The sequence below is a fragment of the Vibrio sinaloensis DSM 21326 genome, assembly GCF_000189275.1.
Classification (GTDB): domain Bacteria; phylum Pseudomonadota; class Gammaproteobacteria; order Enterobacterales; family Vibrionaceae; genus Vibrio; species Vibrio sinaloensis.
The window spans coordinates 17,660-42,029 of the sequence record NZ_AEVT01000067.1 but is presented as its reverse complement, the minus strand read 5'-3'; the positions used below and the strand labels follow the sequence as shown (position 1 = coordinate 42,029).

The 24,370-nt window shown below is 46.2% G+C and carries 18 protein-coding genes; 1 reads left to right on the top strand and 17 read right to left on the bottom strand.

The window, feature by feature from the left end; translation table 11 throughout:
* Nucleotides 1-2: 2 nt before the first annotated feature.
* The 6 genes from RH45_RS11675 to secA all read right to left on the bottom strand — a co-directional run bounded on the left by RH45_RS11675 (nucleotide 3) and on the right by secA (nucleotide 9,977).
* Nucleotides 3-785, bottom strand: a complete 783-nt coding sequence (locus RH45_RS11675; RefSeq protein ID WP_008077369.1) for a TSUP family transporter — start codon at nucleotides 783-785, stop codon at nucleotides 3-5.
* 178 nt (nucleotides 786-963) lie between these two features.
* Entirely contained in the window at nucleotides 964-4,194 is a 3,231-nt protein-coding gene (carB, locus tag RH45_RS11670; RefSeq protein WP_008077363.1) for a carbamoyl-phosphate synthase large subunit, read from the bottom strand.
* Nucleotides 4,195-4,210: 16 nt separating this feature from the next.
* Complete coding sequence (gene carA / locus RH45_RS11665; RefSeq protein WP_008077362.1) at nucleotides 4,211-5,350, bottom strand: glutamine-hydrolyzing carbamoyl-phosphate synthase small subunit; 1,140 nt, start codon at nucleotides 5,348-5,350, stop codon at nucleotides 4,211-4,213.
* 482 nt (nucleotides 5,351-5,832) lie between these two features.
* Entirely contained in the window at nucleotides 5,833-6,642 is an 810-nt protein-coding gene (dapB, locus tag RH45_RS11660) for a 4-hydroxy-tetrahydrodipicolinate reductase (RefSeq protein WP_008077361.1), read from the bottom strand.
* A gap of 90 nt (nucleotides 6,643-6,732) precedes the next feature.
* Nucleotides 6,733-7,131, bottom strand: a complete 399-nt coding sequence (gene mutT, locus RH45_RS11655; RefSeq protein ID WP_008077360.1) for an 8-oxo-dGTP diphosphatase MutT — start codon at nucleotides 7,129-7,131, stop codon at nucleotides 6,733-6,735.
* A gap of 122 nt (nucleotides 7,132-7,253) precedes the next feature.
* A complete protein-coding gene (gene secA / locus RH45_RS11650; RefSeq protein WP_008077359.1) occupies nucleotides 7,254-9,977 on the bottom strand; it encodes a preprotein translocase subunit SecA in 2,724 nt (907 codons plus the stop codon).
* A gap of 340 nt (nucleotides 9,978-10,317) precedes the next feature.
* Here secA and RH45_RS11645 point away from each other — a divergent pair, with 340 nt between their 5' ends.
* Nucleotides 10,318-10,776: a DUF721 domain-containing protein gene (locus tag RH45_RS11645; RefSeq protein ID WP_039958559.1), complete on the top strand. Its 459-nt coding sequence runs from the start codon at nucleotides 10,318-10,320 to the stop codon at nucleotides 10,774-10,776.
* Between the two features lie 70 nt (nucleotides 10,777-10,846).
* Here RH45_RS11645 and lpxC read toward each other — a convergent pair whose 3' ends face one another.
* The 11 genes from lpxC to murE form a co-directional block, all read right to left on the bottom strand.
* Complete coding sequence (gene lpxC, locus RH45_RS11640; RefSeq protein WP_008077357.1) at nucleotides 10,847-11,764, bottom strand: UDP-3-O-acyl-N-acetylglucosamine deacetylase; 918 nt, start codon at nucleotides 11,762-11,764, stop codon at nucleotides 10,847-10,849.
* A gap of 101 nt (nucleotides 11,765-11,865) precedes the next feature.
* Nucleotides 11,866-13,098: a cell division protein FtsZ gene (gene ftsZ / locus RH45_RS11635; RefSeq protein ID WP_008077356.1), complete on the bottom strand. Its 1,233-nt coding sequence runs from the start codon at nucleotides 13,096-13,098 to the stop codon at nucleotides 11,866-11,868.
* Between the two features lie 30 nt (nucleotides 13,099-13,128).
* On the bottom strand, nucleotides 13,129-14,391 hold the full coding sequence (gene ftsA / locus RH45_RS11630; RefSeq protein WP_008077355.1) for a cell division protein FtsA: 1,263 nt from the start codon (nucleotides 14,389-14,391) through the stop codon (nucleotides 13,129-13,131).
* Nucleotides 14,384-15,166 carry a cell division protein FtsQ/DivIB gene (locus RH45_RS11625; RefSeq protein WP_008077354.1) on the bottom strand — a complete coding sequence of 261 codons (783 nt, stop codon included), beginning with the start codon at nucleotides 15,164-15,166 and terminating at the stop codon, nucleotides 14,384-14,386. The genes ftsA and RH45_RS11625 overlap by 8 nt, the downstream gene beginning before the upstream one ends.
* Nucleotides 15,167-15,351: 185 nt before the next feature.
* Complete coding sequence (murC, locus tag RH45_RS11620; protein WP_008077353.1) at nucleotides 15,352-16,812, bottom strand: UDP-N-acetylmuramate--L-alanine ligase; 1,461 nt, start codon at nucleotides 16,810-16,812, stop codon at nucleotides 15,352-15,354.
* Between the two features lie 12 nt (nucleotides 16,813-16,824).
* Entirely contained in the window at nucleotides 16,825-17,886 is a 1,062-nt protein-coding gene (murG, locus tag RH45_RS11615) for an undecaprenyldiphospho-muramoylpentapeptide beta-N-acetylglucosaminyltransferase (RefSeq protein ID WP_008077351.1), read from the bottom strand.
* Complete coding sequence (gene ftsW / locus RH45_RS11610; protein ID WP_008077349.1) at nucleotides 17,873-19,072, bottom strand: cell division protein FtsW; 1,200 nt, start codon at nucleotides 19,070-19,072, stop codon at nucleotides 17,873-17,875. The genes murG and ftsW overlap by 14 nt, the downstream gene beginning before the upstream one ends.
* 39 nt (nucleotides 19,073-19,111) lie before the next feature.
* Nucleotides 19,112-20,437: a UDP-N-acetylmuramoyl-L-alanine--D-glutamate ligase gene (gene murD, locus RH45_RS11605; RefSeq protein ID WP_008077347.1), complete on the bottom strand. Its 1,326-nt coding sequence runs from the start codon at nucleotides 20,435-20,437 to the stop codon at nucleotides 19,112-19,114.
* 13 nt (nucleotides 20,438-20,450) lie between these two features.
* On the bottom strand, nucleotides 20,451-21,533 hold the full coding sequence (gene mraY / locus RH45_RS11600) for a phospho-N-acetylmuramoyl-pentapeptide-transferase (protein WP_008077345.1): 1,083 nt from the start codon (nucleotides 21,531-21,533) through the stop codon (nucleotides 20,451-20,453).
* Nucleotides 21,530-22,888, bottom strand: a complete 1,359-nt coding sequence (locus RH45_RS11595; RefSeq protein ID WP_008077343.1) for a UDP-N-acetylmuramoyl-tripeptide--D-alanyl-D-alanine ligase — start codon at nucleotides 22,886-22,888, stop codon at nucleotides 21,530-21,532. The genes mraY and RH45_RS11595 overlap by 4 nt, the downstream gene beginning before the upstream one ends.
* Nucleotides 22,888-24,369 carry a UDP-N-acetylmuramoyl-L-alanyl-D-glutamate--2,6-diaminopimelate ligase gene (gene murE / locus RH45_RS11590; protein ID WP_008077341.1) on the bottom strand — a complete coding sequence of 494 codons (1,482 nt, stop codon included), beginning with the start codon at nucleotides 24,367-24,369 and terminating at the stop codon, nucleotides 22,888-22,890. The genes RH45_RS11595 and murE overlap by 1 nt, the downstream gene beginning before the upstream one ends.
* Between the last annotated feature and the right edge of the window lies 1 nt (nucleotide 24,370).

Here is a 24,370-nt window from a genome sequence, read left to right as displayed (position 1 = left end):
CCTTAAACGATAAAGGAGAGCAACCACTCAGAGTGCTCTTGCCATAAAAGCTTAGCTGCCATTAACATCGACATAATGATGACCAAAGGCCGGATCCACTTTTGACCTTTGCTGATCACAACTTTAGCGCCAACTCGAGCACCAATAAACCCACCGACAGCCATGACCAGCCCAAGCTCCCAAATAGGCAAGCCCGCAAAAATAAAGAATAGCAGCGCTGCAATATTCGAAGTGAAGTTGAGAACTTTGGTCCTAGCGGTTGCATCGACAAGAGAAAAGTGACCTAAAGCGACAAAACAAACTGTGAAAATAGAGCCTGTTCCAGGGCCAAAAAAACCGTCATAGAAACCAACACCACCACCGACTGACAAGGCAAACATCGCTTCTGATAATTTAGCATTACCACTATGCTCTTTCGCCTTTGGCATCAAAAGAAAGTAGAGGGAAATCGCCACAAGTAAGACAGGAATTAAACTGGTGAGTATTCCCGCATCAATGAACTGTACGGCTTCTGCACCAATCGCTGAACCGATAAAAGTGCACGCGATAGCGAGACGCATCTCTTTTATGTTAACGATGCCGTTACGGACAAAATACCAGCTGGCGGAAAAGCTACCAAACGAACTCTGAAGCTTGTTTGTCGCAAGAGCCTGTGTGGGGGGAACGCCCACCGCTAACAAAGCTGGTAAAGTTAATAGGCCACCGCCCCCAGCCATGGCATCAATAAACCCAGCCGCCGTGGCAACAACAAAAAGTATGGTCAGTATTTCGAGTGTTAGTTCCATTCTCAATCAATTGGTTATCAACATCTGCCACTCAAAATACCATCAAGTTAACAATTCTCTTAGAGAAAGGTTAGACTGAAATTCATTCCTATTTTTCATCGATAAAAACAAAAAAAGCCCACTCGAAAGAGTGGGCAATGAGGTTGTCATATAAGCTCTTAAATGAGCTTATTGATTATTATGCTTGGTTAGCTTTAACCTTTGCATGCAGCTCTTGAACTGATGTCACAGAGGTTTTCGCATCAGCCGTATGTGCCATACATACTGCAAACGCTGCATTGAGCGTGGTGGTGTAGTTTACTTTCTCAGCAAGAGCGCCACGACGTAGTACTTTTGAATCCTCAATCGCTTGACGACCAGCAGCCGTGTTTACGATGTAGGTGTACTCGTTGTTCTTGATACGGTCAAGAATATGTGGGCGGCCTTCATGTACTTTGTTAACTAGGCGTGGGTTGATACCCGCTTCACCTAAGATTACCGCCGTACCGTGCGTTGCATCCAGTTGGTATCCAAGCTTAGTTAGCTTAGAAGCTAGGTCTACTACTCGCTGCTTATCGCCTTCACGAACAGACAGAAGTGCACGACCACCCTCAGGATAAACAGCGCCACAACCTAATTCCGCTTTCGCGTAAGCTTCTGCGAAGGTTGCACCGACACCCATAACCTCACCAGTCGAGCGCATTTCTGGGCCCAATAGTGGGTCAACACCAGGGAACTTGTTGAACGGTAATACCACCTCTTTCACTGAGTAGTAAGGTGGGATGATTTCTTTAGTAAAGCCCTGAGACTCCAGAGATTGACCCGCCATGACACGTGCAGCGATTTTTGCCAGTGGTGCGCCAGTCGCTTTAGATACGAATGGTACAGTACGTGCAGCACGAGGGTTCACTTCTATTAAGTAAACTTCGTTATCTTTTACCGCAAACTGCGTATTCATCAAACCACGAACACCCAATTCGAACGCCAGTTTCTCTACTTGCTCACGCATCTTGTCTTGGATTTCCTGACTTAGCGTGTAAGCAGGTAATGAACATGCAGAGTCACCTGAGTGAACACCCGCTTGCTCAATGTGCTCCATGATACCGCCGATAACAACTCGTTCGCCGTCACAGATAGCATCGATATCGACTTCAGTTGCATCGTCAAGGAAACGGTCTAGAAGAACGGGGGATTCGTTCGATACACTCACGGCTTCGTTGAAGTAGCGGCGTAGGTCTTGCTCATCGTATACGATTTCCATTGCGCGACCACCGAGTACGTAAGAAGGACGTACAACCAGCGGGAAGCCGATTTCACGTGATTTCTCAACCGCTTGGTCGATTGTCGTGACTGTCGCGTTTTCTGGCTGTAGAAGACCTAAGCGGTCAACAGCAGCTTGGAAGCGCTCACGGTCTTCTGCACGGTCAATCGCATCAGGGCTGGTACCGATGATTGGTACACCTGCCGCTTCAAGTGCGCGAGCCAGTTTCAGCGGCGTCTGACCACCGTACTGAACGATAACGCCTTTTGGCTTCTCAACACGGACAATTGAAAGAACGTCTTCAAGAGTGACAGGTTCGAAGTAGAGACGGTCTGATGTGTCGTAGTCGGTTGACACTGTCTCAGGGTTACAGTTAACCATGATAGTTTCGTAACCATCTTCACGCAGTGCAAGTGAAGCGTGTACACAACAGTAATCAAATTCAATACCCTGACCGATACGGTTTGGACCGCCGCCAAGAACCATGATCTTGTCTTTATCTGTCGGCTGCGCTTCACACTCTTCATCGTAAGATGAGTACATGTAAGCGGTATCAGAAGAGAACTCAGCCGCACACGTATCCACACGCTTGTAAACAGGGTGGATGTCGTAAGTGTCACGCAGGCGACGGATTTCGCTTTCTGCTACACCAAGAATGGTAGATAGGCGAGCATCAGAGAAACCTTTACGCTTCATCTTGCGTAGTACGTCTTGGGTCAGACCTGCAAAACCACCCGCTTTCACTTGGTTTTCTAGGTTAACCAGCTCTTCAATTTGAACTAGGAACCAACGATCGATTGCCGTTAGGTTGAAGACGCCATCGACTGACATGCCAGCACGGAATGCATCTGCAATGTACCAGATACGCTCTGCACCCGCTTCTTTCAGCTCATGACGAATCTTTGTTAGTGCATCAGGTGCATCTAGGTCCACCATCTCGTCAAAGCCATTCACACCAACTTCTAGGCCGCGAAGCGCTTTTTGTAGAGACTCTTGTTGGTTACGACCAATCGCCATAACCTCACCAACTGACTTCATCTGTGTTGTTAGACGGTCGTTAGCACCGGCAAACTTCTCAAAGTTGAAGCGAGGGATCTTAGTTACTACGTAGTCGATAGTTGGTTCGAATGATGCTGGTGTCGCACCACCTGTAATGTCGTTTTGTAGCTCATCAAGTGTGAAGCCAACCGCCAGTTTCGCTGCAATCTTAGCGATTGGGAAACCAGTCGCTTTCGATGCTAGAGCAGAAGAGCGAGATACACGTGGGTTCATCTCGATGATAACCATACGGCCATCTTTCGGGTTGATACCAAACTGTACGTTAGAACCACCAGTTTCCACACCAATCTCACGCAGTACCGCTAGAGATGCGTTACGCATCAACTGGTACTCTTTGTCTGTTAGCGTTTGAGCTGGAGCGACGGTGATTGAGTCACCCGTATGGATGCCCATTGGGTCGAAGTTTTCGATAGAACATACGATGATACAGTTGTCCGCTTTGTCACGAACCACTTCCATCTCGTACTCTTTCCAACCGATTAGAGACTCATCGATTAGAAGCTCGTTAGTTGGCGACAGGTCCAGACCACGGCGACAGATCTCTTCGAACTCTTCTTTGTTATAAGCGATACCGCCACCAGTACCACCCATAGTGAAAGATGGACGGATGATACATGGGAAGCCAACCATATCGAGCACTTTGTAAGCTTCTTCCATGCTCTTCGCTGTATCAGCACGAGGACACTCAAGGCCGATAGATTTCATCGCTTTATCAAAGCGAGAACGGTCTTCGGCTTTATCGATAGCGTCAGCCGTCGCACCAATCATCTCTACGCCGAACTCCTCAAGTACGCCGTGCTTCTCAAGGTCTAGCGCACAGTTAAGCGCCGTCTGCCCACCCATAGTTGGTAGTACTGCATCTGGACGCTCTTTCTCAATGATCTTACGAACGACTTCCCACTGAATTGGTTCGATGTACGTTGCATCCGCCATGTCTGGGTCAGTCATGATGGTTGCTGGGTTCGAGTTCACAAGGATAACTCGGTAACCCTCTTCACGCAGTGCTTTACATGCTTGAGCACCAGAGTAGTCAAACTCACATGCCTGACCGATAACAATCGGGCCGGCACCTAGAATTAGAATACTTTTTAAGTCAGTACGTTTTGGCATTCTCTACTACTCCGAATTAAGCGCTGTGTTGTTTGATTAGTTCGATAAAGTGGTCAAATAGCGGTGCCGCATCATGTGGACCTGGGCTCGCTTCTGGGTGACCTTGGAAGCTAAATGCTGGCTTATCTGTGCGGTGGATACCTTGTAGAGAGCCATCAAATAGCGATACGTGAGTTGCACGTAGGTTCTCAGGTAGCGTTGCTTCATCAGCAGCAAAACCGTGGTTCTGAGAAGTAATCATAACAACGTTACGGTCTAGGTCTTTAACCGGGTGGTTAGCTCCGTGGTGACCAAACTTCATCTTCACTGTTTGTGCGCCAGATGCCAGTGCCAGGATTTGGTGACCTAAACAGATACCGAAAATAGGTAGACCTTTCTCTAGGAATACTTTTGTCGCTTCAATTGCGTAAGTACATGGTTCTGGGTCACCAGGGCCGTTTGATAGGAAAACGCCGTCTGGGTTAAGCGCCAACACTTCTTCCGCGCTTGTTTCGGCCGGAACAACCGTTAAGCGGCAACCGCGGTCAACAAGCATACGCAGGATGTTTCTTTTTGCACCGAAGTCGTAGGCAACAACGTGATATGGCAATTCGCTGTCGTCTTGCGCTTCAGGAAGTCCACCCTCGAGCGTCCACGAGCCTTGTTTCCATTGATACGCTTCTTTTGTAGTAACTTCTTTCGCAAGGTCCATACCTTTCAGGCCAGGGAATTCTTTCGCTTTAGCGAGAGCTAAAGTTTCGTCTAGGCTGTTACCTGCAACGATACAACCATTTTGTGCACCTTTTTCGCGCAGAATACGCGTTAATTTGCGCGTATCAATATCGGCAATGCCAACGATGTTTTGCGACTTTAGGTAATCAGAAAGGGATTGTTCACTACGGAAGTTAGAAGCGACAAGAGGGAGATCGCGAATCACAAGGCCTTGTGCGTGGATTGAAGAGGATTCTTCGTCTTCGGTATTAGTACCGGTATTGCCAATGTGGGGATAAGTAAGGGTGACGATCTGTTGAGAATAGGAAGGATCAGTGAGGATTTCTTGGTACCCCGTCATCGAGGTATTAAAAACAACTTCACCAACGGACGAACCATCTGCTCCAATGGAAACACCGTGGAACACTGTCCCATCTTCTAGGACTAACAGTGCTGATTTACTCAAGACAACCTCCAGAATAAAAATGCATAAATAATAAATTAAACTGCAAATCTGCCTTCCTTCACGCAATAAAAAAGCGTTCTTAGGTTATTTAGACAAATTGGCGGTATTCTAATGAGGGATGCGGAATGTGTCAACACAGTCTTTAAAATAAATCTAACTTTTAAAGCGGTTAACTATAAAAATGGTTTTAGAGGCCCAAAAAAACAAGTTTAATAAGCCTAATCAGCGATCGAGTTGAAAATTTTATGAAACGAGCGATCTAAAAGAAATTCGAGATCACAGTTTTGTTAACAAAGATAGCGCAAACGTTACGCACAAAAAATAAACCTAATATTTCTAGAAGCTCAACAAGAAAACACGCTAAAAGCTTTATAAATAACACTTTAAAGTTACTTTTTTACCATACTCCGATTTGTTTAAATCAAATTAAGAAATAACCAAAAACAAAAAGCGCCGGGCAAGCCCAGCGCATAATTATTTACTTATAGCTCATTGAGTCCAAGTACATCTGTCATGGTATAGAAACCCGCAGGCTTCTCTTTAAGCCAAACCGCAGCTTTAACTGCACCATTTGCAAATGTCATCCTATCGGTTGCTTTATGGGTTACCTCAACCCGCTCACCAATGTCCGCAAACATAGCAGTGTGTTCACCGATGATATCTCCGGCACGAATTGTAGCAAAACCAATCTCGTCTTTCGTACGTTCCCCTGTAATACCTTCGCGCGCGTAAACTGCAACGTCATTAAGCTTATTACCCATAGCCCCTGCAATAGCCTCACCCATACCTATCGCCGTGCCAGACGGCGCATCGACTTTATGACGGTGGTGAGCTTCTACTATCTCGACATCACAGTAATCTCCCATCACTTTCGCTGCTTTTTCAAGAAGCTTGAAAACAAGGTTTACACCAACGGAGTAATTGGGTGCCATAACCACCGGAACTTCTTTAGCAACTGTATCAATAAGCTCTCGCTCTTGATCGGTAAACCCAGTCGTGCCAATAACAATACTCTTACCATGATGACGACACAGCTCAAGATTAGCGAGCGTGCTAGCTGGGGCAGTAAAGTCAATAATGACATCAAAGTTGTTAATTTCTTTTGTTAGGTCGTCAGTTAGAACAACATCGAACTTACCTTCGCCGCAAAGCTCACCCACATCAACCCCTATCAATGAGGACTCAGGTCGTTCAGACCCAGCGCCAACTTGTGCTTGTTGATTTAAGTAACTTGCCTTAACTAGGTTGCGGCCCATTCGGCCTGCTGCTCCTGCAACTGCAATACGTACCATTGCACTTCTCCGTTTCGAATAATCGTTTTTTAACCAATCCAATAAAACTAACAGCATTCCACACCTCTGGCTAGAGCTGCTTTAGTGGGTTTAGGAAAACTCTTTTACTACCCGCTGCAAAATCGGTAGGTTCGCTTCTGGAAACGCAAAATTAGTGAGTTCATTGACAGGTACCCATTCACCCTGTTGCCCTTCTTTACCAAATGGCTGGCCGACAAATTGAGTTACGGTCATAAAATCGAACTTTAGTGACTTATCAGGATAATCAAACTCGAGATGTTCAAACAGCGTTTGCTCAGTGGTGGTAATACCTACCTCCTCTTCAAGCTCTCGAATCATCGCCTGTTCAATACTTTCTCCTTGTTCCACTTTTCCACCGGGAAACTCCCAAAAACCACCTTTGTGTTTGTCATCGGGACGTTTAGTAATGAATACTTCAGATTTGTTCTGATTGAAGATTATCGCCGCAACTATGTGAATTCTTTTCATCAAACTTCCTACTTACTTTACTTCGCCAAGCCCTACGTCGGAGCTGACAGTTTAGATTTAAAACCATTAGATACAAAAAGAGCCGCCTAAGCGACTCTTTATCATTCACGATCAATCAATCATCAGTTAATTTTACCGTGACACTGCTTGTATTTCTTACCGCTACCACATGGACACGGCTCGTTACGACCTACTTTGCGTTCTTCACGAACCATAGGCTGGTGACCTTCAGCACTCTCGTCACCATCGGCTAGCTGGTTTTCGGCTGAAGCATGCTGAGCTTGAGCAAGACGAGCAGCTTCTTCAGCTTGAGCACGGCGCTGAGCTTCCATGCGCTCAACTTCTTCTTGCTGTTGAACTCGCACTTTAGACAAGATAGTAATCACGTCAGACTTCAAAGCATCCAGTAAGCCTTCGAACAGTTCAAACGACTCACGTTTGTACTCTTGTTTCGGGTTCTTCTGTGCATAGCCACGTAGATGAATGCCTTGACGAAGGTGATCCATTGCTGCCAAATGCTCTTTCCACAAGGTGTCGAGTGTTTGTAGCATGACAGATTTCTCGAAGTTACGCAGCACTTGCGCACCAACCACTTCTTCTTTTTGCTTGTACACTACAATAGCCGTGTCGATGATCTTCTCGCGAAGTGCCTCTTCGTAAAGCTTATCATCCTCTTCTAGCCATTGTTTGATCGGTGCATCCAAATCAAAGTCATTCTTAAGACGATCTTGTAGCCCTTCGATATCCCACATATCTTCTAAAGATTGTGGTGGGATGTACTCGTCGATCACCGCAGTCAGTACGTCTTGACGGTTGTGATCAATCATTTCACTGATATCGTCAACGCTCATCAGCTCATCACGCAGTTCGTAGACGACCTTACGTTGATCATTCGCGACATCATCGTATTCAAGCAATTGTTTACGGATATCAAAGTTACGACCCTCAACCTTACGCTGAGCTTTCTCGATAGAGCGAGACAACATCTTAGACTCAATCGCTTCGCCTTCTTCCATACCGCTTTGAATCAAACTTGCCATACGATCAGAAGTGAAGATGCGTAACAGTGAATCTTCCATTGATAAGTAGAAACGTGATGAACCCGCATCACCTTGGCGCCCAGAACGACCACGTAATTGGTTATCGATACGACGAGATTCGTGGCGCTCCGTACCTATAATATGCAAACCACCCGCTTCAAGCACTTTGTCGTGAACCACTTTCCACTCAGCTTTAATCGCATCAATTTGTTCTTGGGTTGGACTTTCAATCGCTTCAACCTTAGCCTGCCAGCTACCGCCCAGTACAATATCGGTACCACGACCTGCCATGTTCGTTGCGATAGTAACTGCTCCAGGCGTACCCGCTTCTGCAACAATCTCCGCTTCACGTTCGTGGAATTTAGCGTTAAGTACGTTGTGCTTAATTTTCGCTTTCTTCAGCGCATTAGAAAGCAACTCTGATTTTTCGATAGAAACCGTACCCACTAGGGATGGCTGACCTTTCTCAACGCGCTCTTTGATATCTTCAATGATTGCGTTGAACTTCTCAGTTTCAGTTCGGTATACCACATCCGGCATATCATTACGGATCATTGGCTTGTTGGTAGGAATTACAACAGTTTCTAGACCGTAAATAGATTGGAATTCAAACGCTTCAGTATCTGCTGTACCTGTCATACCTGACAGTTTTTCGTACAAGCGGAAGTAGTTCTGGAAAGTAATCGATGCCAGCGTTTGGTTTTCGTTCTGGATCTTAACGCCTTCTTTCGCTTCTACTGCTTGATGAAGACCTTCAGACCAACGACGTCCAGGCATTGTACGGCCCGTATGTTCGTCAACGATAACCACTTCGCCATCTTCATTGACGATATAATCAACGTTCTTTTCAAATAGAACATGGGCGCGTAGTGCCGCATTTACGTGATGCAATAGGCTGATGTTTGCTGGAGAGTAAAGCGTGTCCCCCTCTTCCATCAAACCATTCTTGATCATTAGCTCTTCTACAAACTCCTGACCGGTTTCCGTCAAGTGAACTTGCTTAGATTTCTCATCAACAGTGTAGTGACCATCACCACGATACTCTTCTGAATCTTCTTGATCTTGCTTTTGCAGATGAGGAATTAGAGTATTAATGCGAGTATATAGATCTGAGCTGTCTTCTGCAGGGCCAGAAATAATCAGCGGTGTGCGCGCTTCATCGATTAGGATTGAGTCCACTTCATCGACAATAGCGAAGAAACGTTCGCGTTGAACACGATCTTCCGCACGGAAGGCCATATTGTCACGCAGATAGTCAAAGCCAAACTCATTGTTTGTACCGTACAAGATGTCAGCTTGGTAGGCTTCTTTTTTCTCTTGCGGTGGCATATTTGGCACGTTCACACCAACCGTCATGCCGAGGAACTCAAACAAAGAGCGGTTAGTCTCTGCATCACGCTTAGCCAAGTAGTCATTGACGGTCACCACGTGCACAGCGCCTTTTAGCGCATTTAGGTATGCTGGTAGAGTTGCAGTAAGCGTTTTACCTTCACCGGTACGCATTTCCGCAATTTGGCCTGAGTTCAGCACCATACCACCGATTAACTGCACGTCGAAATGACGCATGCCGTAAACACGTTTAGATGCTTCACGTACCGTTGCAAATGCTTCCGGTAGTATCTTATCTAGGTTTTCACCTTGTTCTAAGCGCTGACGGAACTCGACTGTTTTTGCTTTAAGCTCTTCATCAGAAAGAGCTTCAAAGGTCGGTTCGTAGTTATTAATCTCTTTTACAATTTTTCTCAGGCGGCGCAGTGTTCGGTCATTGCGACTGCCAATTACCTTAGTCAGTAGCTTAGTTATCATTTGCTATGAATCTCTCTTTATTCAGATCGGGCCCGATCTACTTTTAATGCCTTCAGTCTCTAACAGTTTTGAACTAAGAATACTGAGATAAATCACTTTCCTCAGATATTGTGATGAGAACTATAGATTTCAAGGCTTTTGTCACTATAAGTGGCGCATAGTGTATGAAATTTTACCCCTAACAACCAATAACATGGCGATTTGTTTGAAGCGCTCTTTATTTTTTCTCGTTATATGATGGAAGTTTGCGCGCCAATTTCGCACAAATGCATCGGTTTGGGCTATCTTCCGCTCTGAGCATTCACTAAAATAATGGTGTCTATTAGATTTGAGACTCACGATGAGAGACCACCGACCAACACTTGGCGACGAGATTTTAGCCGAATCGAGACTTTCGCAATTGCAACAGCATGCGAAGGAGATCATGACGATCAACCAAGAATTAAAATCGATCTTACCTCGAGGCACCCAAGATCATTGTCGGGTAGCCAACATTCGCGATGGACAGTTGATCATTGAAGTGGCCAGTGCCGCGATCAAAATGAAGATCGACTATGAAAGGTTAACGATCTTAAACCAATTGCGTTCAAAAGGTTTCGCGCGTCTAATGGCGGTGACGATTCAAATAAACCCAGAACTGTACCGAGCGCAACACAAGCAAGAGCCTGAAACCCAAAGTAAACCACGAGAGCCTATATCTGAAACGGCAGCACAATATTTGGAGATGATAGCAAGTGGTGCCTCTCCCAAAGTCAAAGCACGCTTGGAAAGTTTAGCTAAACTAGCCCAAAAAAAGTAAAACCAAACAGGTTGGTTTAGAAACAAAAAAAGCCAGACAACTGTCTGGCTTTTTAAATTCATTGGTCTTGTTACGCCAAAACCATATTTGGCTCTGCAAAAGCAACTGGTGATGTCGCGTCTTCTTCGAAAGTCACCCACTCCCAAGCTTCTTGGTCAGCAAGTACTTTTCTTAGTAGTTGATTGTTAAGGCCATGACCTGACTTAAATGCACGGAATTCACCGATAATTGGATGACCACACATGTAAAGGTCACCAATTGCATCTAATACTTTATGGGTCACAAACTCGTTCTCAAAACGCAAACCTTCTTCGTTCAAGATGCGGTACTCATCTAGAACGATCGCATTGTCAAAGCTCCCACCTAACACTAGGTTTTGTGACTGCAAATACTCAATATCACGCATGAATCCAAAGGTACGTGCGCGAGAAATCTCTTTGACAAAACCTTTCGAAGAGAAGTCGAACAACAAGTGTTGCTCATCAGCGTCAATCGCAGGATGGTTGAATTCAATTTCAAAATCCATGCGGAATCCGTTGAAAGGAACGAACTCAGCCCATTTATCGCCATCTTCAAAGCGGACAGGCTTTTTAATGCGAATGAAACGCTTCAACGCATTTTGCTCTTCGATTCCAGCTTGTTGTAGTAAGAATACAAACGGACTCGCACTTCCATCCATGATTGGAATTTCTGGCGCGTCCACTTCTACAACAATATTGTCGATTCCCATGCCTGCCAAAGCAGCGTTTAGGTGCTCGACGGTTGAGATTCGAATGCCTTCATCGTTTACCAACGCTGTACACAGCATGGTATCGCGTACTGAAGAAGCATCAGCTGGAAAGTCAACCGGAGGATTTACATCAGTACGGCGGTATATCACCCCTGTGTTTGCAGCTGCTGGGCGAAGAGTAAGTGTAACTTTACGACCAGAGTGGAGACCCACACCAGTTGTTTTCACTATTTCTTTCAGAGTACGTTGTCTGATCATCTACTTAGCCTCAGTAAAATGCCACAAATCACGGTCAATAAGCGATATTGACCGCGTATCCTACCACAATTTTGAACACTGTCAAATTATGTGGTGATTGATTAGTCAGCTTGGCGACGTAAGAAAGCCGGGATATCTAGGTAACCACTTTCTTTATCAGCTTTAGGTACAGCACTCTGACCTGACGCTGAACTTGTCGGCGCGCTTGCCGGTTGCTGAGCTGGCTGTGGTTTTTCTTGCAAAGTTGGTGCCGGTTTTTCTTCCACTTTATTGACGCTTGCTTGAGGAGCAGGTGCCGCTTGTGGTTGAGTTTGTGGCTGAGCAACTGGAGCTACTTTCGCCTTACCGCCAGCAACTAGCGTGATATCAGGTTTTCTTTCGTTACCAATACCAGTTGCAACCACTGTTACTCGGATTTCATCCGCCATATCAGGGTCTAGTGATGTACCAATAACAACGGTTGCATTGTCAGAAGCGAAAGCTTTCACTGTATTACCTACAGTTTCAAACTCGTCTAGACGCATATCTAAACCAGCAGTGATGTTAACAAGAACACCACGGGCTCCAGCAAGGTCGATATCTTCTAGCAATGGGCTAGAAATTGCCATCTCTGCCGCTTCTTCGGCACGGTCTTCGCCTTTAGCTACACCGCTACCCATCATTGCGTGCCCCATTTCCGACATCACTGTACGAACATCGGCAAAGTCGACGTTGATCATACCCGGACGAGTAATCAGTTCAGCGATACCTTGGACTGCGTTTTTCAGTACATCATTCGCGCTAGCAAAGGCTTCCAGCAATGTAATGCCACGGCCAAGTACTTTTAGAAGCTTTTCATTTGGAATCGTAATTAATGAATCCACGTGCTTAGAAAGCTCTTCAATACCCTGCTCAGCAAAAGCAAGTCGCTTTTTACCTTCAAAGCTGAATGGCTTAGTTACAACAGCAACAGTAAGAATACCGAGCTCTTTTGCCACTTCAGCAATAACAGGAGCTGCACCAGTACCAGTACCGCCACCCATACCAGCTGCGATAAATACCATATCGGCACCATCGAGCTCTTCTTTAATTCTATCGCGATCTTCGAGAGCTGCGTCACGACCTACTTGTGGGTTTGCACCCGCACCAAGCCCTTTGGTCATATCGCCACCAATCTGAATAACGCTACTCACACTGGTTTTACGAAGCGCCTGAGCATCAGTATTAATACTAATAAACTCAACACCTTCGATGGACTCACGTACCATGTGTTCAACGGCATTACCGCCACCGCCACCAACCCCAACGACTTTAATTACCGCGTCGTCAGACATTTCCATCATCGGTTCAAACATGTGTTATCTCCGTTTTTCCTGCTGCTCAGGTTAAAACTCTTTTTGTATCCAATTACGCAAGCGATCAAATAACCCCGTTACTGAAGAGCGAGTAGGTTCGCTGTATTCAGTTTCTTCGTTAATTTGACTATCACGAGCATAATGAAGTAAACCAACTGCCGTAGAATGATACGGCTCTTTAACGTAATCCGTTAGACCGCTAACCTCTAAAGGCTTGCCAACTCTAACTTGGTTGCGGAATACTCGTTCCGCACACTCTACCAATCCTTCAATTTGCGCAGCGCCGCCAGTCAAAACGACACCCGCCGCCAAATGATGCTTAATACCCTCATCACGTAGCTTCTCTTGAACGTTATCGATAGTTTGGTTAACCAACCCCATAAGCTCAGTATAACGAGGCTCAATCACCTCAGACAATGTTTGTCTTTGCAAGCTTCTTGATGGTCGCCCACCGACACTAGGGACGTTAACCGTATCGTCCTTGCTGACCAGCTCGCTAAGAGCACAGCCATATTTCACCTTAATTTCTTCAGCATCACTCACAGGTGTGCCAAAAGCGAATGCGATATCACTGGTCACAGCATTTCCCGCATAGGAAAACACTTCTGTGTGGCGAAGCGCACCACCAGTCCAAATAGAGACATCCATAGTGCCTGCGCCGATATCTACAACACAGACGCCCAGCTCTCGTTCATCTTCAGTGATTACCGCATTACTTGACGCCAGACCAGAGTAAACCAAGTGCTCAACTTTTAGTCCACAACGCTCTACCGCTTTGATAATGTTTCTTGCCATGTCATTGTGACAAGAGATCAGGTGCACGCTAACTTCCATACGTACTCCTGATAAACCTAGTGGATTTTTGATTCCTTCTTGGTAATCAATGGTAAATTCCTGCGGAATAACATGCAAAATGCGCTGTTCGTCACCAATTTTGATCGACTTCGCCGTATGGATAGCACGATCCATATCTTCTTGAGACACCTCTTCATCAGAGATAGTCCCCATGCCTTTTTCAATTCGGCTAGCGATATGACGACCAGAAATTGAGATGAACACATTGCTGATCTGGCACTCTGCCATCAGCTCTGCTTGATCAACCGCTCTTTGAACCGATTTAACCACCGATTCAAGATCGTTAACTCCACCTTTATCCATCCCTCGAGATGGACTGCTACCGGCACCAATAATATTGATTTGACCATCAGGCAAAACTTCGCCGACTAGAGCCGATACGGTTGCAGTGCCTATATCAAGACCAACAATAATGTTGTCATCTGCGGTCTTAGTCATCTGTATTCTCTTGTTCTAAGTCTTGTTCAGGGAACCATCCAACGGATGCTCCCGTATCATACCTGAGGTCTATGTAACTCACCCTTTGGGTGGCGTCACCTAAATTCTTATACAACGCAAAAAAACGCTCGATTCGTTCTTGGAGAGATTCTTTACCAAGCTCCAAGCGAATACCATTGTCGAGAATCACTTGCCAAGCCCTTCGATCGTTCAACACTAACGAAGTAATAGATAGTTGCAAGTTCTCAAACTTAGGCTCCCACTCTCGCCAAACAGTCAAAACCTCGATACTGGAGCCTTCTGGTCCATAGAGCTTAACCCGCCCATCATCGACCTGTCCGAGATCACCGTTAAATACTTGGCCAGAGTTGTTAAGTAATGCATTGCCATTCCAAATCGCTTCAACTTGGTGTTCTGTTAAGAACACTTTGACCGTATCAGGCCATTGCTTACGAATTGAGGCATGTGATACCCAAGGAATTGACTCCGCTACGTCTTGTAATACCGAAACGTCTTGCGACATAAAGGTGCCGACATGCTCTAAACCAGCAAACGCCTTTTGCACATCATTGGCAGATACGTAGTGTAAATCTCCTTGAAGGACGATTTTCGATAGTGGAAGACGTTGGTCGTCCCACATCCAGGAAATCGTTGAGTAGAGAAGAGAGCCTATTAACAATAAGACCACCAGCAAGAAGCAACCGCCTACGGCGTGCTTTCTAACTAGTGGATTAGAAGTTAAACGAGGGCCTTCATTAAAAGCACTTTTAATCAAAGTCCATAGTCCTTGCCATTAGCTCGCTATTCTATTCCCCATCCATTTCGTATACAGGAGGCAAAAGCACTTACTTTAACCTCCGGATTATACTGGTGAGATCAAAAGTATCAAACACTGTTATTGAGAAATCACCACTTAAAATGCAATAAGTGTGTCAAATTCCCAAAAACCTGACTTTATTATTAAGCTTGAAGCATCTTATCGATATTAAGCTCAAAAGCAGCCAACTGTTTAGCCACTTTACCAACGTCACCCGCCCCTTGAGTTAAGACCAGATCACCGTCTTGCAAAACGTTCGCTAAAACAGCAGGTAGGGCTTGGCTGTCTGGTACGAAAATCGGGTCGAGTTTACCGCGTCCACGGATGGTGCGGCATAACGCTCGACCATCGGCACCAGGAATGGGCTTTTCGCCCGCTGAGTAAACATCTAGCAAGATCAGCACATCAACTTGTTCTAGCACGTTAGCAAAGTCGTCATACAAATCACGTGTTCGGCTGTAGCGGTGAGGTTGGAAAATCATAACCAAACGCTTATCTTCCCAGCCATTGCGCGCTGCCTGAATCGTCACATCGACTTCCGTTGGGTGGTGACCATAGTCATCAACTAACATGACCGCACCATTGCCCGTATCAAACTCACCTAGATGGTCAAAGCGGCGTCCAGTACCTTGAGTTCCCGCCATTGCATTAAGGATGGCTTCGTCGGCAATATCATCTTCTGTGGCAACAGCAATGGCTGCTGACGCGTTCAAAGCATTGTGTCGACCCGGAATATTTAAGGTAATGTCTAGGTCAGCTTTACCTTGACGAATAACCGTAAACTTACCTTGCTGGCCTTCTTGGCGATAATTGTCGATACGGACATCCGCATCTTCAGCAAAACCATAGGTAATGACCTGGCGGCTGATTTTAGGTACCAATTCTCGAACAACTGGATCGTCAATACAAACAATAGCTTGACCATAAAACGGCAAATTGTGTAAGAAATCGATGAAAGTCTGTTTTAAGGTCTCAAAGTCACCGCCATAGGTGTCCATATGATCCGCTTCGATGTTAGTCACGATGCTAACCATTGGCTGCAAATGCAAGAAAGAAGCATCGCTTTCATCCGCTTCAGCGATCAATATGCGGCTTGAGCCTAGTCGAGCGTTTGTACCAGCACTTTTGACTAAGCCACCATTAACAAAAGTTGGATCTAAGCCAGCTTCGGAATAAATTTGCGTGACTAGCGCTGTTGTGGTGGTTTTACCATGAGTGCCTGCGACAGCAATTCCGTGGCGAAAACGCATGAGCTCTGCCAGCATTTCAGCACGACGAACCACAGGAATACGCGCAGCACGAGCAGCAACTATCTCTGGGTTTTCTTCATTGATCGCAGTAGACACGACAACAACGCTCGCCTGGGCGACATTTTGCTCCGCATGACCGATATAGACGGTTGCACCCTTTTGAGTAAGCCGCTCTGTCACCGGATTTTCAGCGATGTCTGACCCTGAAATTTGATAGCCTTCATTGAGAAGTACTTCTGCAATACCGCTCATCCCTGCACCACCAATACCGATAAAGTGAATGCATTTAACGCGGCGCATTTCCGGCACCATTGCTCTAATCTGAGCTAAATTTTGAGTATGTTGAACTGTCATGAATGTTTCTCGTTACTTCGCCAGTAGCGTGATAGCTTGCGCGACAACTTTGTCTGCGTCTAACTTAGCTGCGCTGCGAGCGTTGGTCGCCATAGTGAGTAAAGTCTGGCGATCTAATGTTTGAATCTCTTGTGCTAATTTGTCGGCAGTCAGGTCAGGTTGCTCGATCATCTTCGCCGCGCCACAGTCAACCAAGTGATCGGCATTTAGGGCTTGCTGCCTATCTTTATGCATAAATGGAACAAAAATAGAACCGACACCCGCTGCCGATACCTCAGATACGGTTAACGCGCCAGATCGACAGACCAATAAATCAGCCCACTGATAAGCTTCTGCCACGTCATCAATAAATTCGACCACTTGCGCCTGCTCGATACCATGTTGGTGATACGCGCTGGCAACTGCGGCGTGATTATTCTTACCCGCTTGATGGCGAATTTGGTAACCGTCTCCTAGTTTAGCTAAGGTTTCGGGCAACGTTTTATTCAGGATTTGTGCACCTTGACTGCCCCCCATCACTAAGACTCGAATATCACCACTTCGTCCTGACAGCCTCTGTTCTGGGTTAGGGATTGCAACGACATCTTCCCGCACGGGATTTCCCACAACTTGTGCTGCCGGAAATGCACCTGGGAAGGCTTGGAATACCTTCTTAGCAATTTTTGATAACCACTGGTTGGTTAAACCCGCCACCGCATTTTGCTCGTGCAGCACAACAGGAATACCCAATAGCCAAGCAGCAACACCACCAGGGCCACTGACGTAGCCTCCCATACCAAGGACGGCATCCGGCTGCCAATGCTTCATGTGCGCTCTCGCCTGCATGATGGCATTAATGATCTGAAATGGTGCTTTAACCAAACGGCCAATACCTTGACCTCGTAGACCTTTTACCTTGATAAAGTCGATCTCAATACCATGTTTGGGAACTAAGTCAGCTTCCATACGATCTGCCGTACCCAGCCAGCGAATTTCCCACCCTTCAGATTGAAGTTGTTTTGCCACCGCCAAACCTGGGAATACATGACCACCGGTACCACCGGCCATCACCATCAATCGTTTATTCTTTTTCATCTGTTTCTAACTGTTGCTCTGTTTGATCAACATCCACTAATCGACACTCATGATCGATTCGCAATAAAATAGATACCGCGACAGACATCACGATAAGACTCGAACCACCATAGCTGATTAGCGGCAGAGTTAAACCTTTAGTCGGTACCATGCCAGCAGCGGCTCCGACATTGATTAGCGTTTGAAACGCAAACCAGATACCGATAGCAAACGCTAGGTAACCACCAAATACTTGCTCATGCTCAAAAGCTTTTCGGCCAATCAGGATCGCTTTAATCACCAAGCTAAAGATAAGCACAAGCGCTAGCACAACCCCAACAAACCCAAGCTCTTCTGCCAATACCGCGAATACAAAGTCAGTGTGAGCTTCTGGAAGGTACTCCAACTTTTGTATCGAGTTACCTAACCCTTGACCAAACCATTCACCACGACCAAATGCCATTAAAGATTGGGTTAACTGATAGCCACTACCAAATGGGTCTTCCCATGGATCAGCGAACGAAGTAACACGGCGCCAGCGATAAGGTTCAAAGTAAATCAGTGCCGCAACCGATGCCAGCCCGACAACCATCAATGCTAAGAACTGAGTGATCTTGGCGCCAGCAATGAACAGCATGCCAAACAAGGTCACCAACATTACCACAACAGTCCCCAAGTCCGGTTGGAGTAACAGCAATACTGCTAACGTAGCAAAAACAATAATGGGTTTAATAAAACCGCCAAAGAAACTGGAGCGTACTTCGTCACTTTTCCGGACCAGATAACCAGACATAAAGATAAACAACGATAGCTTGGCCACCTCAGCAGGCTGCAAGTTGAATAAACCTAAGGGAATCCAACGCGAAGCACCATTAACCGACTTACCCGCGACTAATACCACAAACAGTAAGCCAACGGAGACCAGCAATAGAGCCATACTGAATCTAAGCCACTTCTCGAGCGGAATTTGAATAACCACACTCGCAACGCCAAGCGCTAAGAACAGAAAGATTGCATGGCGAAACATAAAGTGGAAAGGCTGGTCCGTGAGACGCGAACTGATAGGGAACGACGCCGAAGTCACCATCACTAACCCCGTTAACATCAAACCGAGAGAGATCCACACTAATTGCCGATCATACAGTGCATCGGGGGAAGCGGTGGTAATCCAACTTTTTATACTGGCGAAAATATTCTTAATCTGCATCGTATCTCTAGGTTATCTAGGTCACTTAACTTGTCTAGACTAGGCGTAGCGCCTTGCTAGTTGAGTAAAGGCGTCACCACGAGCCATAAAATTATTAAACTGATCAAAGCTTGCGCATGCCGGAGAGAGCAGGACCATGTCTCCAGTAGTCAATTGCGGCTTAGCCCACTCCACGATTTCTTGCATATGAGTGAATTGCTTTGCACTTGGATGAAGCGCCATAAACTGCGCGCCATCTTCTCCAAAGCAGCACAACTGTACATTCAACTTGGCCAATACTGGGGCAAGCTCGGAGAAATCTGCGCCTTTACCGACCCCGCCAACAAGCAAATACAATTTTCCTGTCAGAGTTAATCCGGATAATGCTGCTAGCGTACTCGCAACATTGGTCGCCTTTGAGTCATTGACCCATTTAACTCCGTGATTATCCGCAACAATCTGGCAACGATGTGTCAAACCGTTGTAAGACTTCAAGGCTGACAAACCTTGACTGACATCGATTCCCACACAATCAAGTAATGCGAGTACAACCAAAGCGTTAGCCACGTTATGTCGCCCCACTAGGGTGAGCTCATCTGTCGCCAATATCGGTAAGTTATCTTGACATAGGTACTCACGATTTTGCTGAACTTGAACAGAAAACTGAGTCTTGTCGGTTAAACTGAACTCAACCAGCTCACCTTTGAAATGCTCTGGATATGTCGCTTTATCTTGGGCATTAACAATACACGATTCAGCGTGTTCAAAAATCCGTAGCTTAGCTTGTCGGTAGCCCTCCATCCCGTCATAACGATCCATATGGTCTTCAGACAGGTTAAGAAATGCTGCGGCTTTGAGGTTTAACGAAGAGGTGGTTTCCAATTGAAAACTTGAAAGCTCTAACACATATAGGTCTGCGGGTTGCTCTAGTAACTCAAGGGCAGGCACGCCAATATTACCCCCAACCCCCACTTGTAAACCTGCCGCCTTAGCGACCACGCCTGCAAGGTCTGTTACGGTACTTTTGCCATTAGAGCCAGTAATCGCGATCACTGGTTTATCGACCTGCCATGCAAACAACTCAATATCACCGACAACAGCAACTCCAGCCTCTAGAGTCTTTTGAATCTCTGGTGTCGCAAGTGCAATCCCCGGATTAGCCACTACAAGATCAGCCTCGAACAACCAAGCTTGATTCCAGCTCCCGCTATGCAATTTGACGCCCGAAGGCAACGCCTCTTGTCCGGGAGGATTATCACGGGTATCAATCACTTTTATGGTCAAATCATAAGGTAATTTTGCTAGGTATTTAACGACAGAGAGCCCGGTAATACCGAGCCCTACTACAACGACGCTATGAATACTTTGCCAACGATCCATGGTCATAACTTCATTATCCTTAACGCACTTTTAGTGTCGCTAGACCAACAAGAACAAGTACGATTGAGATGATCCAAAAACGCACGATAACCCGCGGCTCCGGCCAACCTTTTAACTCGTAATGATGATGAATAGGTGCCATACGGAAGATACGTTGACCACGCAGCTTGTAAGATCCAACCTGCAGAATGACAGACAAGGTTTCCATTACAAACACACCGCCCATGATCACCAATACAAATTCTTGACGAACGAGAACCGCGATTGTGCCCAGAGCACCACCTAATGCGAGCGAGCCAACATCCCCCATAAAGACTTGCGCAGGGTAAGTGTTGAACCACAAGAAGCCTAACCCAGCCCCAACAATTGCGGTACATACCACGACCAATTCAGAGGCATGTGGAACATAAGGAATATGAAGATAATCGGCAAAATTGACATTGCCCGTTGCCCAAGCGATGGCAGCAAACCCAGCCGCAACCAATACCGTTGGCATAATGGCTAACCCATCAAGCCCATCGGTTAGGTTGACCGCATTACTGGTTCCGACAATCACAAAATACGTAAGAACAATGTACATTAAGCCAAGCTGCGGCATGATGTCCTTAAAGAAAGGCACAACCAGTTGCGTCGCTGAAGTGTCTTTACCATGCGCATAGAGTGCGAAAGCGACAACCAGTGCAATTGCTGATTGCCAAAAGTATTTCCAACGCGCGATAAGACCGTCGGTGTTTTTGCGAACCACTTTACGGTAATCATCAACGAAACCCACAGCACCATAGCCGATTAACACGGTCAATACCGCCCAAACGTAGGGGTTGGTGAGATCAGACCAAAGCAAAACTGTCGTCACAATCGCAGTCAAAATCATAATACCGCCCATAGTTGGCGTACCACGTTTACTAAAGTGTGACTCTGGTCCTTCGTTTCGAACGACTTGGCCAATCTGCAACATTTGCAGACGACGAATCATCTTCGGCCCCATCCATAACGAGATACCTAATGCAGTCAGTACGCTGACAATCGCTCGAAACGATAGGTATTCGAATAAACGGAAGAATGAAAAATATGGCTGTAGCAGCTCGGCAAGCCAAATGATCATGTATACATCTCCTTTAAAGCAGCAGCAATTTTACTCATTCCTGCACTATTGGCACCTTTCACAAGTAAAGTTTGTGCGCCATTGTGATTAGCTAGCTGCTGCTTAATAAACTCAATCATACTTTCATGAGTATCAAAGTGCTTACCTTGGCATTGCTCGCTAATCGCTTTTGCATCAGCACCAAAAGTCAGCACGTGTTCAAATTTGAATGGGGCAGCATGTTCCCCGACTTGACGGTGAAGTGCAAGGCTTTCATCACCTAACTCGGCCATATTACCTAAAATAAGCCAACGCACTCCGCCAAAACTGCTGAGCAAATCGGCGGCAGCTTTCATCGCGGGAACGCTTGCATTATAACTGTCGTCGATCAGAGTTATCTTGTCTGTCAGTGATACTGACTCCACACGACCTTTTACTTTAGCCAAGTGCTTTAACCCCGACTGAACCATTTCAATCGTGGCTCCGAGTTCAAAAGCAAGTGCACTGGCGGCAAGCGCATTGGCAACGTTGTGCTGACCAATAATGCCAAGCTCAACACTAAATGTACCTTGCCTCGATACTAACTCAAATGACGCTTCACCAGCGGTGCTCATGGTAATGTTACGAGCGAAAAAGTCTGCACTGTCATCTGAAACTGAGAAATGAACTACACGCTTATCAGCCAGCACCTGCTGCCAATATTCACCGCCATGACTATCGAGATTCACAATTGCAACTGAGCCTGGTTTTAAGCCTTGATAGATTTCACCTTTCGCCTGTTTAACACCATCGATTGAACCAAAGCCTTCTAAATGTGCTGCAGCCACATTATTTACCATAGCGATATCAGGCTGGACGAGTTGAGTGGTGTACGCAATTTCACCAATATGATTTGCCCCAAGCTCAATAACAGCAAAGTCATCTTCTGGTGTAGAACGCAGCAAGGTTAATGGAACACCGATATCATTGTTAAAGTTGCCCGCAGTAAATAGCACCTGACCTTTATTCATCATAATGCTGGCAACCATCTCTTTTACCGTAGTTTTTCCGCAGCTACCAGTGATCGCTACGGTCGGTGTTTGGCACAATTGATGAACAAATTGACCAATTTTTCCGAGCGCCAGTTTGGTATCATCGACTAATAGCTGAGGCGTTGAACAATCTAGTGCTTTGCTTACTAGTAGCGCACTGGCTCCCGCTTCCACAGCGTTACTGGCAAAGTCATGCGCATCAAACCGCTCACCGACCAACGCCACAAACAAAGATCCCGGTTCAATCGTCCGAGTATCCGTCGACACTTGTTCGATAGCGACATCTTGACCAATAAGCTGGCCATCCAAGTATTCAGCCAACTGAGACAACATCATGTTAATCATTAAATAAGCTCCAACAATTGCTGCGCCGACTCACGATCTGAGTAGTGGATCGTTTCGTTCGCTAATACCTGATAATCCTCATGCCCTTTACCAGCAAGCAGGATGATATCTTGAGCTTGGCTTTGACTGAGTGCGAACTGCAAAGCGTTAAAGCGGTCATGCTCCACGCTGGCTAAATCAGGCTGAGACATACCGGCTAGCATATCTTCAACAATCCTAGCGGGGTCTTCACTGCGTGGATTATCATCGGCAATAATGACTTTATCAGCTAGGCGTTCACCAATTTCGGCCATCATCGGTCTCTTTCCAACATCACGGTCTCCACCGCAACCAAAGATTACCCATAGCTTGCCTTTACAATGAACTCGAAGTGCAAGTAAGGCTTTTTCCAACGCATCTGGCGTATGAGCGTAATCAACAACGACTTTGGCCTTTGAAGGTGTTTGGAATAGCTCCATTCGGCCAATAACAGGAGTAAGCTGAGAGGCCGTTTCGACTAGACGTTGCTTATCAATTCCCAAAGTAAGCAGAGTAGCCAACGCGACCAGGACATTGTTTGCGTTAAACTCGCCAATCAATGGGACGTCAAGTTTGCCATCCCCATACATTCCAGAGAAAGAGAGTGAAATACCAGATTCAGAGTAGTCGACTTGAGAGGCATAAATGGCATTATCCGCATCAAGTGTTTTTAGAGAGACTTGAACTGAATTTGCTAACGTCGATGCCCAACGTGCACCAACTGGATCATCCACATTGATGACCGCATGTGCCGTTTTATGTTCAGTGAAAAGAGTTAGCTTGGCTTGCTCGTACTCTTCCATCGTACCGTGATAGTCGAGGTGGTCGCGACTTAGGTTAGTAAAGACAGAGACAGCGAATGGCAGCGTTTTTACCCGCCCTTGCACCAGACCATGCGAAGAGATCTCCATCGCAGTATAGTCGGCGCTCTGTTGCTCTAGCGCGGCTAATGTTTGTTGAATTTCAATCGCACTGCCCGTGGTATTCACCGCCGGCTGTAGAGCATCTAAGAAGCCATTCCCCGCCGTTCCTAACACCGCAGCTCTTTTCTCAACTAATCCAAGCCATTGCGCGATGATCTGCGTAATCGTGGTTTTACCGTTCGTCCCTGTCACACCGATCAGCTTCATCGATTGCAGCGGATACAAACGCTCTGCAAGCGCAGATAACTGACTATCAAGACTCTCAATGTACACAACAGGTATGCCCGCCTGCACTTCAATCGAGCCATGAGGGTGCTCGCTACTCTCTTGAGCAACAACCGCGGCCGCCCCCTTATCGATTGCTGAAGCAATGAACTTTCTGCCATCAACAGCATGGCCTTGAACGGCCACAAAGGTTGCTCCTGGCGTGACCTTACGACTATCAAGTTCCAATTGAGATACCGGCAAACGGCCAAATGGATTGGCAGCTAAATCAACCCAAGGTGCAAGTAATGTCGCTAATGTGATTGTGTTAGACATA